The organism is Aestuariibius insulae (assembly GCF_040783535.2).
Classification (GTDB): domain Bacteria; phylum Pseudomonadota; class Alphaproteobacteria; order Rhodobacterales; family Rhodobacteraceae; genus Aestuariibius; species Aestuariibius insulae.
In genome coordinates, this window is the sequence record NZ_JBFONW020000004.1 from 26282 (window position 1) to 41071 (window position 14790).

General features: G+C 62.7%; 18 protein-coding genes. 13 read left to right on the forward strand and 5 right to left on the reverse strand.

The window, feature by feature from the left end:
* The first annotated feature begins 95 nt into the window (after nt 1-95).
* Nucleotides 96-866, forward strand: coding sequence for an AAA family ATPase (locus AAD018_RS11660; protein WP_367314261.1), 771 nt, complete (start codon nt 96-98; stop codon nt 864-866).
* 3 nt (nt 867-869) lie between these two features.
* Here the strand turns inward: AAD018_RS11660 and AAD018_RS11665 are convergent, their stop codons facing one another.
* Together AAD018_RS11665 and AAD018_RS11670 are read right to left on the reverse strand one after the other, a co-directional pair.
* The gene (locus AAD018_RS11665; protein ID WP_367315179.1) at nt 870-1427 is read right to left on the reverse strand and encodes a glutathione peroxidase; all 558 of its coding nucleotides are present in this window, start codon (nt 1425-1427) and stop codon (nt 870-872) included.
* A complete protein-coding gene (locus AAD018_RS11670) occupies nt 1427-2245 on the reverse strand; it encodes an ABC transporter permease (RefSeq protein ID WP_412005264.1) in 819 nt (272 codons plus the stop codon). Before AAD018_RS11670 ends, AAD018_RS11665 begins: the two co-directional genes overlap by 1 nt.
* Nucleotides 2246-2379: 134 nt before the next feature.
* On the opposite strand from AAD018_RS11670, the gene AAD018_RS11675 reads away from it, so the two are divergent.
* The 12 genes from AAD018_RS11675 to AAD018_RS11730 all read left to right on the forward strand — a co-directional run bounded on the left by AAD018_RS11675 (nt 2380) and on the right by AAD018_RS11730 (nt 12939).
* Nucleotides 2380-2940 (forward strand): GcrA family cell cycle regulator, encoded by a 561-nt coding sequence (locus AAD018_RS11675; RefSeq protein ID WP_367314263.1) that lies wholly within the window; start codon nt 2380-2382, stop codon nt 2938-2940.
* Between the two features lie 131 nt (nt 2941-3071).
* The gene (gene coxB / locus AAD018_RS11680; protein ID WP_367314264.1) at nt 3072-3923 is read left to right on the forward strand and encodes a cytochrome c oxidase subunit II; all 852 of its coding nucleotides are present in this window, start codon (nt 3072-3074) and stop codon (nt 3921-3923) included.
* Nucleotides 3924-3963: 40 nt separating this feature from the next.
* Nucleotides 3964-4893, forward strand: coding sequence for a heme o synthase (cyoE, locus tag AAD018_RS11685; RefSeq protein WP_367314265.1), 930 nt, complete (start codon nt 3964-3966; stop codon nt 4891-4893).
* The gene (locus AAD018_RS11690; RefSeq protein ID WP_367314266.1) at nt 4890-5090 is read left to right on the forward strand and encodes a hypothetical protein; all 201 of its coding nucleotides are present in this window, start codon (nt 4890-4892) and stop codon (nt 5088-5090) included. Before cyoE ends, AAD018_RS11690 begins: the two co-directional genes overlap by 4 nt.
* 14 nt (nt 5091-5104) lie before the next feature.
* The gene (locus AAD018_RS11695) at nt 5105-5686 is read left to right on the forward strand and encodes a cytochrome c oxidase assembly protein (protein WP_367315180.1); all 582 of its coding nucleotides are present in this window, start codon (nt 5105-5107) and stop codon (nt 5684-5686) included.
* Nucleotides 5687-5711: 25 nt separating this feature from the next.
* Nucleotides 5712-6503, forward strand: a complete 792-nt coding sequence (locus tag AAD018_RS11700) for a cytochrome c oxidase subunit 3 (protein ID WP_367314267.1) — start codon at nt 5712-5714, stop codon at nt 6501-6503.
* 120 nt (nt 6504-6623) lie between these two features.
* Entirely contained in the window at nt 6624-7289 is a 666-nt protein-coding gene (locus AAD018_RS11705; protein ID WP_367315181.1) for an SURF1 family protein, read from the forward strand.
* Entirely contained in the window at nt 7286-8677 is a 1392-nt protein-coding gene (gene thrC / locus AAD018_RS11710) for a threonine synthase (protein WP_367314268.1), read from the forward strand. Before AAD018_RS11705 ends, thrC begins: the two co-directional genes overlap by 4 nt.
* On the forward strand, nt 8674-9939 hold the full coding sequence (locus AAD018_RS11715) for a M16 family metallopeptidase (RefSeq protein ID WP_367314269.1): 1266 nt from the start codon (nt 8674-8676) through the stop codon (nt 9937-9939). Before thrC ends, AAD018_RS11715 begins: the two co-directional genes overlap by 4 nt.
* Nucleotides 9936-10526 carry a GNAT family N-acetyltransferase gene (locus AAD018_RS11720; protein WP_367314270.1) on the forward strand — a complete coding sequence of 197 codons (591 nt, stop codon included), beginning with the start codon at nt 9936-9938 and terminating at the stop codon, nt 10524-10526. Before AAD018_RS11715 ends, AAD018_RS11720 begins: the two co-directional genes overlap by 4 nt.
* 188 nt (nt 10527-10714) lie before the next feature.
* Nucleotides 10715-11524 carry an MBL fold metallo-hydrolase gene (locus AAD018_RS11725; protein WP_367314271.1) on the forward strand — a complete coding sequence of 270 codons (810 nt, stop codon included), beginning with the start codon at nt 10715-10717 and terminating at the stop codon, nt 11522-11524.
* Nucleotides 11521-12939, forward strand: coding sequence for an FAD-binding oxidoreductase (locus AAD018_RS11730; RefSeq protein WP_367314272.1), 1419 nt, complete (start codon nt 11521-11523; stop codon nt 12937-12939). Before AAD018_RS11725 ends, AAD018_RS11730 begins: the two co-directional genes overlap by 4 nt.
* A gap of 73 nt (nt 12940-13012) precedes the next feature.
* Here AAD018_RS11730 and AAD018_RS11735 read toward each other — a convergent pair whose 3' ends face one another.
* From AAD018_RS11735 to AAD018_RS11745, 3 genes are all read right to left on the reverse strand, one after another.
* Complete coding sequence (locus AAD018_RS11735; protein WP_412005265.1) at nt 13013-13414, reverse strand: VOC family protein; 402 nt, start codon at nt 13412-13414, stop codon at nt 13013-13015.
* Nucleotides 13415-13621: 207 nt separating this feature from the next.
* On the reverse strand, nt 13622-14164 hold the full coding sequence (locus AAD018_RS11740) for an adenine phosphoribosyltransferase (RefSeq protein ID WP_367314274.1): 543 nt from the start codon (nt 14162-14164) through the stop codon (nt 13622-13624).
* On the reverse strand, nt 14161-14790 hold the full coding sequence (locus tag AAD018_RS11745) for a LysE family translocator (RefSeq protein ID WP_367314275.1): 630 nt from the start codon (nt 14788-14790) through the stop codon (nt 14161-14163). The genes AAD018_RS11740 and AAD018_RS11745 overlap by 4 nt, the downstream gene beginning before the upstream one ends.

A 14790-nucleotide genomic window follows, 5' to 3' on the forward strand; every position in this document is an offset into this window, starting at 1 on the left:
TGTTTTGCTCATGGGGTTTGCATAGAGTATCGGTTGGCGTTGTGAAAGATGCCAAATTAGGCTTGGCCGGAAATCCCCGTTTGGAAGGCCGATCCATGGCACGCAGACGAAAGCCGATCTCCCTTCCGGCCCCGTTCTTGAGGCGTCTTTCCGTTCTGGAAGATGTGCTGGAGGCCCGCTCTGGCTATCCGTTCACCCTTCCGTGGTTGAGCGCGGAGTTTGAGCTTGAGTTCGAGACCCCTGTCACGATCCTTGTCGGCGAGAACGGAGCAGGCAAGTCGACCCTGATCGAAGCGGTGGCGTCGCTGTCGGGATATGACGAGTCCGGCGGCGGAAAGGGGTATCGTGCGGTCGATCATTCCGGGGCGAAAGACCGCAGTGGTGCAGAACTGGCGGATGCTTTGCGGGCGGGATGGTTGCCAAAGGTCACGGATGGCTGGTTCTTCCGGTCCGAAAGCTTCTTTTCGGTGGCGCGGTATCTTGATGAGGCCGGAAGTCCGTCTGCCGACTTTCTCTCCATGTCGCACGGCGAAGGATTCTTGAGGTTTTTCGAAGAGCGTCTGTCGCGCCAGGGGATCTATTTCATGGACGAGCCGGAAAGCGCCCTGTCGCCGCGCAGGCAGCTCGAGCTTTTGCGTATCCTGAATCGCATTTCAGAGAGCGAAGTCAGTCAAATCGTTATGGCGACCCATTCCCCGATCCTGATGGCGTTGCCCGGTGCGACGCTTCTGGAGGTGACGAAGTCGGGCTTTGCGCCAGTGGATCTGATGCAGACGCGGCATTTTCGGCTGTATCAGGACTTTACCGTCGATCCCGACGCTTTCATCGCCGAGGCACTTGCGGATGAGACGGACAGCCAGTTCTGACCGTCAGCCGTCAAGCGCCGCCTCGACCGCGGAGGTCACGCCGCGCGACAGAGGGCGAGCGCCGGAGCCCCAGGTGTCGAGGATGTCTCCGTCCCGGCCGATCAGGACCTTGTTGAAGTTCCAGCGGGGCACGAACCCGGCTTCGTCCTTGAGCCAGCGATAGACGGGATGGGCGTCCGGGCCTTTGACGCTGGTGATCGTCGTCATCGGCATGTCGATCCCGTAGGTCAGCTCGCAGAACTCGGCGACTTCCTCGTTCGATCCCAGCTCTTGCGCGAAATCGTCCGACGGGACCGCCAGCACGACCAGCCCTGCACCCTCGTACCGGTCCTGAAGGGCCTGCAGATCTTCGTATTGGGCGGTGAAGGCACAAAGCGAGGCGGTGTTCACCAGCAGGATCGGCTGCCCGGCCCAGTCCGAGAGGGCCAGCTCTCCGCCATCGATCGAGGCGAAGCGGTCGTCCTGCGGCAAGGCGGCCGCATTCGCTGCCCAGAGAGCGGCAGCGCAGACCGCGCCGCAGCGGACAAAGAATGGTGTCGCGAAGCGGCCTTTTGGTTGCATCACGGCTTCATCCTGTAGCCCGTTCGGAACCAGTGCCAGCACAGAGCCACAAGGGCCGCCGATGACAGGAGCACGACGACCAACCCTAGCCACGGCGAGCTGTCCGAGACGCCGAGCATGCCGTAGCGGACCCCATCGATCATGTAGAAGACCGGGTTGAACCGGCTGATCAGCTCGAGCGCGGGGGGCAAAGCGGTGATCGAGTAGAACGTGCCCGACAGAAACGCCAAAGGCGTGACGATGAAGTTGGTGATGGCCGCCATCTGGTCGAACTTGTTGGCGAAGATCGCGGCAACGATCCCGAGCGCGCCCATGAAGATCGAGCCGAGGACCACGAAGACCAGCGCCCAGACGGGATATTGCGGCACGATCCCGAAGGCCAGGGCCAGACCTGCCCCGATGGCGACCGCCACCAGCAGGCCGCGTCCGACACCGCCCGCGATATAGCCCGCGACTAATTCCCCGGGCGAGAGAGGCGGCATCAGAGTATCCACGATATTGCCCTGCACCTTGGCGACAACGATGGAGGAGGAGGTGTTGGCAAAGGAATTCTGGATCACGGTCATCGTCAGGATGCCGGGGGCCAAGAACTCCATGAAGGGCACACCCATCACGTCGGGGCGGCCTGGACCGATGGCGATGGTGAAGATCAGAAGAAACAGCCCGGCGGTGATCAGCGGGGCGGCCACGGTCTGGGACCAGACGTTCAGGAACCGGAGCACCTCGCGCTTGGCGAGTGTCCATGTGCCCAGCCAGTTGACCCGGCCGAACCGGCGCAGCCCCATTCCGTCGGTGTCTTGGGCTGTCATGTCGCGCATCCTGTGACCTTTCGGGGTTGCGCCACGGGCTTGTATCCCCGGGCACTCTGCTTAGAATAGGACCTCGTCAGATTTCTCAAGGCCCGCTTCCCGGGCCCGGGCCGATCCGCCCGCCAGCCATCAAGGAAGCTTCTATGTCCTGGACCGACGAACGCGTCGAAACGCTCAAACGCATGTGGAGCGAGGGCCAGTCGGCCAGCCAGATCGCCAAGGAACTGGGCGGCGTCACCCGCAACGCCGTCATTGGCAAAGTGCATCGCCTTGGCCTGTCGAACCGTGCGGGCGCGACGCCGGCCGCTCCGGTCAAGGAAAAGGCCGCGCCCAAACCGGCGGCCCAGCCTGCGCGAGCCCAGACCGCCGAGCAGACGAAGGCCAAGACGGATCCCGATCCGGTTATTCCGATGAGCGCTGCAAGGCGTGCGATCATCCCTGCCGGACAGCCTTTGCCGCCGCAGCCTTCCGCGAACGAGATCAGCCCCGAGGCGCTGGCGAAGGTGTCGGAAGTCGAGAAGGGATCCAAGAAGATCTCTTTGATGGAGTTGACAGAGCGGACGTGCAAATGGCCCGTGGGCGATCCGGCGACGGACGACTTCTGGTTTTGCGGACTGCCGGTTCAGCAGGGCAAGCCCTATTGCGAAGCGCATGTGGGCGTCGCCTTCCAGCCGATGAGCTCGCGCCGGGATCGCCGCCGCTGAGCACTGCCGTCGCCACGGGCCGACTTTAGCGTCTATCTGACGCGCCGGGATCGCTTGTCTCGCTGAGCCAGTTATGATTTTAGATCGCTCGAACCGGACCGCATCTGCGGTCGTCTTCCGCAGGACAAGATATGACCGCAATCCGCACTCTCTCCGCCGCTCTTGCCGCTTTCCTTGCCGCCGGTGCCGCCCGGGCCCAGACGGCTATCGAGGACCTCGAGATCATCGGGGCGCCAGAGCAGGGCAATATGGGGTTTCAGCCCGCCGCGACCGAGCTGGCGCGGGATGTGCACTGGCTCGACGGGATGCTGCTGGTGATCATCACGGCGATCGTCCTTTTTGTGATGGGACTGATCGGCTATGTGATCGTTCGCTACAATTCTAAGGCCAACAAGGAACCTGCGACCTTCACGCATAACTCGCCTCTCGAGATTGCGTGGACGGTGGTTCCAATCGTCATTCTTGTTTTTATCGGCGCATTCTCCCTGCCGGTCCTGTTCAAGCAGCAGGAGATCCCGGAGGCGGATCTGACGATCAAGGTGACGGGATACCAGTGGTACTGGGGTTACGAGTATGTCGACGAGGCGGTGGCTTTCGACAGCTTCATGATCGGCTACGGGGAGGGCAACCTCAACGACGGGATCATCGAGCAGCTCGAAGAAGCGGGTTATTCCGAGGATGAGTTCCTGCTGGCAACCGACACGTCGGTTATCGTGCCAGTCGGCGCAACGGTTGTGATGCAGGTGACGGGGGCGGATGTGATCCACTCTTGGACGGTTCCGGCTTTTGGCGTGAAGCAGGATGCCGTGCCCGGACGTCTGGCCGAGCTGTGGTTCGCGGCGGAGCGTGAAGGCATCTATTTCGGCCAATGTTCCGAGCTGTGCGGCAAGGATCACGCCTACATGCCCATCACGGTCAAGGTCGTGAGCCAAGAGGTCTATGACGACTGGCTGGCGGGCGCGAAGGAAGAGTTTCCCGCGTAAGCAATCGGCGGGGTAATCCCCGCCCTACGGTGAGAGACGTATGACAGATGTGAGCCTTAACGAAGGCCTGCCCAGAGAGGCGGGGTTTGGCGACTACGTGGCGCTTCTGAAGCCGCGTGTCATGTCGCTGGTTGTCTTCACGGCTTTGGTGGGTCTGCTTGTCGCGCCGGTCCCGGTGCATCCCTTCATCGGTTTCGTCGCGATCCTGAGCATCGCAATCGGAGCAGGCGCGTCGGGCGCGCTGAATATGTGGTGGGATGCCGATATCGATAGCGTGATGCGCCGGACGGCCCGCCGTCCGATCCCTGCGGGGAAGGTCGAACCGGGTGAGGCGCTGGGCCTTGGCCTGGGGCTGAGCGGATTTTCCGTCGTCCTGCTTTGGCTGGCGACCAACTGGTTTGCAGCGGCGCTTTTGGCCTTCACCATCTTTTTCTACGCTGTGGTCTATTCGATGTGGCTCAAGCGGTCGACGCCGCAGAATATCGTGATCGGCGGGGCGGCTGGCGCGTTTCCTCCGATGATCGGTTGGGCGGTCGCGACGGGCGGCGTCTCGATCGAGAGCGTGCTGATGTTCGCGGTGATCTTCATGTGGACCCCGCCGCATTTCTGGGCACTGGCCCTGTTCATGAAGTCCGACTACGACGATGCCGGCGTGCCGATGCTGACTGTCACGCACGGGCGCAAGGCAACGCGGGCCTACATTCTGGCCTATACGGTGCTTCTGGTGCCGGTTGCGGTCGGTCTGGCGTTTACCAGCGTTGGTGGCTGGGTCTACGGCTCGGTCGCGGTGGCCGCGAATCTGTGGTTTCTGAAAGGCGCCTTTGACATTTGGCGGCGGGACGAAGCCGCGGCGGAGGCCGACAGCTATGCGGTCGAGAAGGCGGTGTTCAAGTTCTCGCTTCTTTACCTTTTCGTCCATTTCGGAGCGCTTTTGATCGAAGCCGCTTTGCGCCTGGGAGGCGTGTCATGAGCTTTGACAAGGTCGAGCACGAGCTTCACCACCGGCGGTCCGGCCGGAATATCGGCGTGCTCGTTGCGCTGATCGGCGTGGTCGGGATCGTCTTTGGTCTGACGGTCGTGAAGGTTCTGGAGCTTGGCGATGCGGCCAAGTTCGAGAAGTTCGATCACGTCGCGCGCCCCCAGATTATTCCGGAGACCGATCAGTGAGCTTCTGGTCGCGCATGAGCCCGCCGCAACAGACGGCTGCGCAGGCGGTTGGGGTCGTTTTCCTGATGGGATCGCTCGCCTGGGCGTCGGTGCCGTTCTACGACTGGTTCTGCCGCGTGACCGGCTTTGGCGGCGCGACGGGCGTGAGCGATGTCGCCTCGGACGAGATTCTGGATCAGACCATCACGATCCGCTTTGACGGCGGTCTGGCGCGCGGGATGCCTTGGGAGCTCGAGCCGATCGAGCGCACGATGGAGGTGCAGATCGGGGCGACCAATCTGGCCTATTACAGGGCGTCCAATCCGACGGATCGGCCCGTGGCAGGAACCGCGAGTTATAATGTGGCCCCGTATCAGGCGGGCGGCTTTTTTGTGAAGATCGATTGCTTCTGCTTCGAGGAGCAAGTCCTGCAACCGGGCGAGACCGTCGAGATGCCGGTCAGCTTCTACGTCGATCCCGAGATCGTGGACGACCGCGAAGGCCAGTATGTGCACACGATCACGCTGAGCTATCAGTTTTCCGAGATCGAGCTGCCGGAGACGTCCCGGCAGGCCGTCTTGACAGAGGCCGCGGCCTCACCCATCGAGACACAATAGACGAGAGCAGACGGGGACCCGATCCATGGCCGGAGCCAAAAACCACGACTACCATATTCTACCCCCTTCGATCTGGCCCTTTATCGGTGCCGTCGGGGGCTTTGTCATGCTCTTTGGATCTGTTCTTTGGATGCATGGGAGCGGGCCTTATCTGTTCCTGATGGGCCTCGTTGCAGTCCTTTATGTCATGTATGGCTGGTGGGCCGATGTCGTGACGGAAAGCCGGGTGGGCGATCATACGCCCGTTGTGCGCATCGGTTTGCGGTACGGTTTCATCTTCTTCATCATGTCGGAGGTGATGTTCTTCGCGGCCTGGTTCTGGTCGTTCTTTAAGCATGCCATCTACCCGATGGAGATGTTTAGCGAAGGCCAGTGGCCACCCCCGTCGATCGAGACCTTCGATCCTTGGCACCTGCCGCTGATCAACACGTTGATTCTGCTGTGTTCGGGGGCCGCTGCGACCTGGGCGCACCATGCGCTGGTTCATGATAACAACCGCCAAGACATGAAGTGGGGTCTGATCCTGGCAGTGGTGCTGGGCGTGATCTTCACCGGATTTCAGGCGTATGAATACACGCATGCAGCCTTCGGGTTCTCGGGCAATATCTACGGCGCGAACTTCTTCATGGCGACAGGGTTTCACGGCGCTCATGTGGTGATCGGGACGATCTTTCTTCTGATCTGTCTGGTCCGTCTGCAAGCGGGGCATTTCACGCAGGAGAAACATGTCGGGTTCGAGGCTGCAGCCTGGTACTGGCACTTCGTCGACGTGGTGTGGCTGTTCCTGTTCTTCGCCGTCTATATCTGGGGCGGATGAGTCATTTCGCGGATCGGTCGATCTGATCGACCGGACGCTGTGCTGGCATAAGATGTCGGAGATGCATATTTTGAGCCAGATGAAAGGACGCGCGGTTTTGATCGCGCGTTTTTCTTGTCCGTGACGCGGTATCTGTCGCCGATCCTTCTGGGCGCGATAGGATGTGCCGTCCTGATCGCGCTTGGCGTCTGGCAGCTGCAGCGGCTGGAGTGGAAAGAGGGCGTGCTGTCGCAGATCGAAGCGCGGCTGGCGGGGGATCCCGTCACTTTGAGCGATGACCTGACCGAGGCGGAGGACGAGTACCGGGCGACACGGTTTCGCGGAACACCGGTGGGCGACGTGCTTTACGTTCTGGATTCAGGCACCGCGGCGGGGACCGGATATCGGGTCATCCAGGCATTCGAGACATCCGATATGCGGGTATTGGTCGACCGGGGCCTCGTAGGTCTGGACGGGCGCGGCACTGTTTTGGCGACCGACGAGATGGACGTGTCGGGGCATTTGCTTTGGCCCGATGACGTCAACAGCTCGACCCCCGCACCGGAGGGCAATCTGTGGTTCGGGCGCGATGTGGCAGCGATGTCGGACGTGCTGGAAACCGCGCCGGTGATGGTTGTGCTTGCTGCGACATCGGTTGAGGATCCGGGGGTGACGCCATTGCCGGTGGACACGAGCGGAATTCCGAACGATCACCTGAGCTATGCGATTACGTGGTTTTCGCTTGCCGTCGTCTGGCTGGCGATGACGGGCTATTGGATTTCGCGGATCAGAGCGAGGACGGCATGAGATATGTCTCGACCCGGGGGCAGGCTCCGGAGCTGAGTTTCGAGGAGGCGATGCTGACGGGCCTCGCGCGGGATGGGGGACTTTATGTGCCCGCTTCGGTTCCTGCGTTGCCGGAGGATGAGATCGCGGCGATGGCGGGTCAGCCTTACGAGGAAGTGGCCTACCGGGTGATGCGGCCTTTCGTGGGAGAGGCCTTTTCGGATGCGCAGTTTCGCACTCTGATTGATGCGGCCTATGGGGGCTTCGGACATGCGGCGCGGGCGCCTTTGGTGCAGCTTGGAGCAGGACATCATCTGCTGGAACTGTTCCACGGGCCGACCTTGGCGTTCAAGGACTTCGCGATGCAGATCATCGGGCAGATGTTCGAGGCGGCGCTAACGCGGTCGGGATCGCGGGTAACGATCGTGGGCGCGACCTCGGGCGATACCGGATCGGCGGCGATCGAGGCGTTCCGGGGGCTGGCGGCGGTCGATGTCTTCATCCTTTATCCGCACGGGCGGATCAGCGAGGTGCAGCGGCGGCAGATGACGACGCCGACCGACGACAACGTGCACGCGCTGGCGGTCGACGGGGATTTCGACGACTGCCAGGCACTGGTGAAGGACATGTTCAACGATTTCGACTTCCGGGACGGCGTCGCGCTGGCGGGTGTGAATTCGATCAATTGGGGGCGCGTGCTGGCGCAGGTGGTCTATTTCTTCACTTCCGCTGTGAGCCTTGGCGCGCCGCACAGGCCGGTGAGCTTTACCGTGCCAACCGGAAATTTCGGTGACATCTATGCGGGATCCATCGCGCGGGCGATGGGGCTGCCGATCGAGCGACTGGTGGTGGCGACGAACCGGAACGATATCCTTCACCGGACGCTGGAAAGCGGGGCCTATGTGAAGGAAGGCGTGCATCCAACGATCAGCCCATCGATGGACATTCAAGTAAGTTCGAATTTCGAGCGGGCCCTGTTCGACGCTTATGGCCGCGACGGGGCTGCGGTGGCCGGACAGATGTCGGAGCTGCGGGACAGCGGGGGTTTTCGGATCTCGCAAGGGGCTTATGAAGGGCTCAAGGAGATCTACGGCTCGGATCGCGTTTCGGAGGAGGAGACGTCGGCGACCATCAAACAGGCGCTGGCTGAGACAGGAGAGCTTTTGTGCCCGCACAGTGCCGTGGGCGTAGCGGTGGCGGAGCGTCATCTGGACCCGTCCGTGCCCATGATCACGCTTGCGACGGCGCATCCGGCGAAGTTCCCCGATGCAGTCGAGGACGCAACGGGAGTGCGGCCGCCTCTTCCCTCCCGGATGGCAGACCTGTATGAGCGGCCAGAACGGGTGACGCGGGTTCCGGGAGAGCTCGCCCCGATCCAGGAAATCATCAGGGAACGGATCGCCTCTTGAGCGTCAATCTACACGAGTTGCCGAACGGGTTTCGCATTGTCACCGAAGCTATGCCGGGGCTGGCTTCGGCGAGTATCGGGATCTGGATCATGGCGGGCGGGCGTCATGAGCGCGGCGAGCAGAATGGGATCGCCCATTTCCTTGAACATATGGCGTTCAAAGGAACCAAGAAGCGCTCTGCCCTGCAGATTGCCGAGGCGATCGAAGATGTAGGCGGGTATATCAACGCCTATACCAGCCGGGAGATGACCGCCTATTACGCCCGTGTTCTGGAGGCGGATGTGCCGTTGGCGATGGATGTGGTTGCCGATATCGTTCTGAACCCGATCTTCGATGCAGGCGAGATCGAGGTGGAGCGCGGCGTGATCCTGCAGGAGATCGGTCAGGCGCTGGATACGCCGGACGATATCGTCTTCGACTGGTTGCAGGAGGTGGCGTTTCCCGATCAGCCGCTCGGCCGGACGATCCTTGGCGACGAGGCGCGCGTTGCGGCCTTCTCGCGAGACGATCTCAAGCGGTTCGTCAAAGAGCATTACGGACCGGGGCAGATGATCCTGTCAGCAGCCGGGTCGGTCGATCACGACGAGATCGTTCGGATGGCCGAGGGGCTATTCGGCCATCTTCCCGCCTTGCCTGAACGGGAGGCTCTTGTGCCTGCGAGGTTCGCAAGCGGAGAGCGGCACGAGGTCAAGGCGCTGGAGCAGGCGCACTTTGCTCTTGCACTGGAGGGGCCGAATTATCGCGATCCGGAGATTTATACGGCGCAGATCTTTGCCACGGCCTTTGGTGGCGGGATGTCCTCGCGGCTGTTTCAGGAGGTCCGGGAAAAGCGGGGGCTGTGCTACACGATCTTTGCGCAGGCCGGGGCCTTTGAGGATACCGGTCTGACGACGATCTACGCCGGCACCAGCGCCGAGCAGCTGGGCGATCTGGCGCGGCTGACCTGGGACGAACTGGCGCGATCTGCCTCGGACATGACGGCGCAAGAAGTGGCGCGGGCCCGGGCGCAGATGAAGGCGGGGCTGCTGATGGGGCTGGAAAGCCCGTCGAGCCGCGCGGAGCGGCTGGCGCGGCTGATCGCCATCTGGGGCCGGGTTCCGCCGCTTGACGAGACTGTCGCGATGATCGACGCGGTCACGACCGGCGATGTGCGCGCCCATGCCGGACGGCTGGTTTCGGACGCCGGAGCCGCGATGACGCTTTATGGACCTGTGGAGGGGGCACCCCGGCTCGATGCGCTGCGGTTGCCTGCGGTGGCGTGAGCGTTCTGAGCCTGCGCCGGCGCGTCCGGCTCGAGACCGAGCGGCTGAGCCTTCGGCCTCCGACCCATGCTGATTACCGCGCCTGGATGTCGCTTCGTCAGGCGAGCCGAGAGTTCCTGACCCCATGGGAGCCGACCTGGGCCGCCGATCATCTCAGCCGGAAAGCGTTTACCAACCGGGTCTATTGGGCACAGCGATCCGTCGCCAATGGGACCGCGGTTCCGCTCTTTCTGATCCGGCGCGAGGACGAGGCGCTGATCGGGGCGATTACGCTCGATCATATCCGCCGGGGGCCCGCGCAGGCGGGGACGACGGGCTATTGGGTCGGCGAGGCCTATTCACGCAAGGGGTATATGCGCGAGGCGATCGAGGCTGTCGTGCATTATGCCTTCACGCAGCTTGATCTGAGCCGGATCGAAGCGGGCTGCCTGCCGGAGAATGTCGCCTCTCGGCGCGTTCTGGAGGCGACGGGATATAAATACGAGGGCGTGGCCCAGAGCTATCTGCAGATCAACGGTCGGTGGCGCACGCATGTGCTTTACGCCAACCTGCGCAGTGACCGGCGGGGCCGGACCGATGCGGGCTGAACGCGTCTTGATCTGACTGAGCGGCTTGCGCCGCACGCGATGTTTTTGCGCTCAAGGCCGCGCAGGCCGAGCGGTCAGATCCCGAGCGCCGTGAAAGTAGACGCCGCTTTTTTGGGCGGGCCGGGGATTTGAGTATTTATCGCAAGATGAAGGGGTGAGATCGGCGCGGGATGTGCTAGATTTGCGTCATGCGGTATTTCATCTTTTGTCTGATCGTTCTGGCGGCAGGCGCATCCGCGCAGGAGCGGCGCCCCAGCCATTGCATTGCCATGGTGGGCGGGCCCGAGACGGTGATGCGGGCCGGGTTTCGCGATCCGGTAGCTGACGACACGATCCGGATCACCTATGTCGATCATGCGATGTTTTTGCTGCAGACCCCCGGAGGGCTTTCGGCGGCGACGGATTTTACCGGGTTCATGGGGGCGGTCGAGTTCGTGCCTGATGTGGTGACGATGAACAAGGCCCATTCCAGTCATTGGACGGCCTTGCCTGATCCGGCCATTCCCCATGTGCTCTGGGGTTGGGAGCCTGATGGCACGGCCGAGCATCATCTGGATCTGGGAGAGATGCTGGTTCGCAACGTGCCGACGGATATCCGGTCTCGAGACGGGGGAGCGGCAGCCGAGCCGGATGGGAATTCGATCTTTATCTTCGAGGCGGGAGGCCTTTGTATCGGGCATCTGGGGCATCTGCATCACGAGCCGACGGCGGCCGACTATGCGGCGATCGGGCGGCTGGATGTGGTGATGGCCCCGGTCGATGGCGGGCTGACGCTGGATCTGGAGACGATGATCCGGGTTTTGAAGCGGTTCCGCGCTTCGGTGGTCATTCCGATGCATTGGTTTGGACCGGGCAATCTGGAGCGGTTTCTGGACGGAATGGAAGATGAGTTTGCCATCGAGCGGATGGATGGGAACGAGATGGTTGTCTCCCTGCGCGAGCTGCCCAATCGCCCAACCGTGCGCGTATTGCAACCAGGATGGCTGACCGAGGAATGACGGCGCTTCGCTCTGTGACCTCGGTCGATACGCGGCTGCGAGAGGTCGTGCCTGACGCCGCGTTTAGGGACCTCGAGCCCCGGTATCTGGAAGAGCCGCGTGGACGCTACGCCGGGCGTGACGGCCGAGTGATTGCGCCTGCATCGACCGAGGAGGTTGCGGCTATCATCAACGTGGCGGCCGATGCGCATATCCCGGTCGTGCCCTATGGCGGCGGGACTGGGCTGGTCGGCGGGCAGATCGCGCCGGACGGAATTGCGCCTATCATTCTGTCGCTGGAACGGATGACGCAGATCCGGGAGGTTTTTCCGCTGGAGAACGCGATGGTGGTCGAGGCAGGCGCGATCCTGGCGGATGTGCAGGCGGCGGCGGCTGAGGCTGGGCGGCTTTTCCCGTTGTCACTCGCCTCGGAAGGGTCGGCACGGATCGGCGGGCTTTTGTCGACGAATGCGGGCGGGATCAATACGCTGCGCTACGGAAATGCGCGCGATCAGGTGCTGGGGCTTGAGGCGGTCCTGCCGGATGGGACGATCTGGAATGGGCTGACGCGGCTTCGCAAGAACAACACGGGGTATGATTTGCGGCATCTGCTGATTGGGGCAGAAGGCACGCTGGGCGTGATTACGGCGGCGGCCTTACGGCTGCAGCCGCGTCCGGTGGAAGAGGGGACGGCTTTCTTTGTCGTGCCCTCGCCCGAGGCGGCGCTGGATCTGCTGGCGCTGGCGGGCGAGCGTCTGGGTGGCGGCGTGCAAGCGTTTGAGTTGATCGGGCGGATGGGGCTGGCGTTTCTGCGCGAGACCATGCCGGAGGTGCGGTTGCCGTTCGAGGAGGCGCCGGATTGGGTGGTGCTGATCGATCTGGGGCTACCTGCGGGGCAATCGCAGGAGGCGGTGCTGGAAGGGCTGTTCGAGGCGGCTGTGGCCGCCGGGATCGTCTCGGACGGGGTGATCGCGCAGTCCGAGGCGCAGCGGGCCGAGTTCTGGGCCGTACGCGAAAGCATCCCCGAGGCGAACCGCCGGATCGGCTCGGTCAGCTCGCACGATATCTCGGTTCCGCTGGGGGCGATTCCGGACTTCATCCGGCGGGGCGATGAGGCGATCGCCCGGATCGGAGAGTTTCGGATCAACTGCTTTGGACATGTGGGGGACGGGAACCTGCATTACAACGTCTTCCCGGTGCCGGGCCGCTCGCGGGCGGATCATGAGGCGGAGCGGGCGCTGGTGAAGCGGGCGGTGCATGATCTGGTGGACGAGATGGGCGGCTCGGTCAGCGCCGAGCACGGGATCGGCCGGCTGAAGGTCGAGGATCTGGAGCGCTATGGCGATCCGGGAAAGCTGATGGCGATGCGGGCGATCAAAGCGGCGCTGGATCCGGCGGGGATCATGAACCCGGGAGCGGTGCTGCGCGAAGTCTAGAGGTAACCCGGAAGCAAGCTTCATATCGTCGAGGAGACCGGCCGAGGCGCCGCGCGAATGCCTTAGGTCTCAGCTACGGATTAGCCTTGCCATCGTAGCAGCAGAAGGCGAGCTTGTTTCCATCTAGATCCCGGACATAGGCGACGTAGAACTTGTCACCATAGGCTTCGGGACGAAAACCCGGCTTGCCTTCATCCTGCCCGCCACTTTGAATGGCCATTTCATATAGTTCATCCACGTCCGATGCGCGCTCTACCCGAAACGCGGTCATGCTCCCGTTCCCGGCACTGGCGGGCCTCTCATTGTAGGGATAACAGACGAAGAACCTTGGGACGGTATGGTCGTTCTCGTCGCCCAATGATGCTACCAAGGCGTCTTCGTAACATCGGGCAAGGTTCATCCGCTTGAAGAGTGGATCGTAAAACTCTTTCGCCTTCCCAAGGTCCTTTGTTCCTAGGATCGTGTATCCAAGCATTTTGTCTTGTACCTCTTTCCGCAAGGTGTGCGGTCAACTTACTCGTATGGCAAAGCAAGTCCGGGTCATTGGCCGAGATATAGAACCATTTTCGCCAGCCACAGCCCTTCGAGCATATCGCCGATGGCGGTCAGGCGCTACGAAAGACAAAATCTGGCATGCCTTGGTATCCATCTCGGCTTAGCAGGACGAGGGCCATGGTCCGCTTCAATCGCCTTCGAATGCGCACAGAGCGTGGACCTGCTGGCCGAGCGCTTCGAGTTTGGCGCGACCTCCGAGGTCCGGGAGGTCGATGACGAAGGCGCAGCCGATGCATTGGGCGCCGAGGCGTTCGATGAGCTTGATGCCGGCTTCGGCGGTGCCACCGGTGGCGAGCAGATCGTCGACCAGTAGGACCGTTTCTCCAGGCTCGAGCGCGTCGTCGTGAAGCTCCATCACTGCTTCGCCGTATTCGAGCTGGTAGGGTTGCTCGATGGTCTGGCCGGGCAGCTTGCCCTTCTTGCGGATCGGCACGAAGCCGGTCGAGAGCTGGTGCGCGACGGCGCCGCCGAGGATGAAGCCGCGCGCCTCGAGGCCGACGACCTTGTCGATTTCCATGCCAGCATAGGGGTGGAGGAGTTGGTCGATGGCGATGCGGAAGCCGCGCGGGTCCGAAAACAGTGTCGTCACATCGCGGAACATGATGCCCGGTTCCGGGAAATCCGGGATCGTGCGGATGTAGTCGCGGACGGTGCGGGCCATGTCCTTCATGGGGCGGCTCTCCTTAGCGTGGCGGTCATCAGGCCCATGCCGATCAGGGCGGCGCCTCCGAGCCGGGTCAGGCCGGTCAGGACGGAAGGGCGACCCATCGTCGTGCGGAGCCGGTCGGCCAAGAGGGCATAGGCCAGCGCGTTGAGCGCGGCAAGCGTCACGAAGGTTGCGATGAGGATCGCGAATTGTGGGGCGAGCGGTGCGGCGGGCTGCAGGAATTGCGGCACGAAGGCGATGAAGAAGGCGATGGATTTGGGATTGAGCGCGGTGACCGTCGCGGTGTGGCCAAAGATGCGGCTGGCGCGGGTTGCAGGGACATCCGTGGGAGCGAGGCCGCCCGAGGGCGCGCTGCGCAACAGCTTGATCCCGAGCCAGACGAGATAGATCGCGCCGATCCATTTCAGGATCGTGAAGGCCGTGGCAGAGGCGAGGACCAGGGCACCGAGACCCGCGAGAGAGGCGGTCATGGCGATGAGGTCTCCGGTCGCGACGCCAAGGGCGGACGCGACGGCAACGCGGCGGCCTTGGCTGATTGCGTAGCTGAGAACGAGAAGGACGGTTGGTCCGGGGATTAGGAGAAGCGCCGTGGCGGCGGCGACGAAGGTCAGCCAGAGATCGAGCGGCAT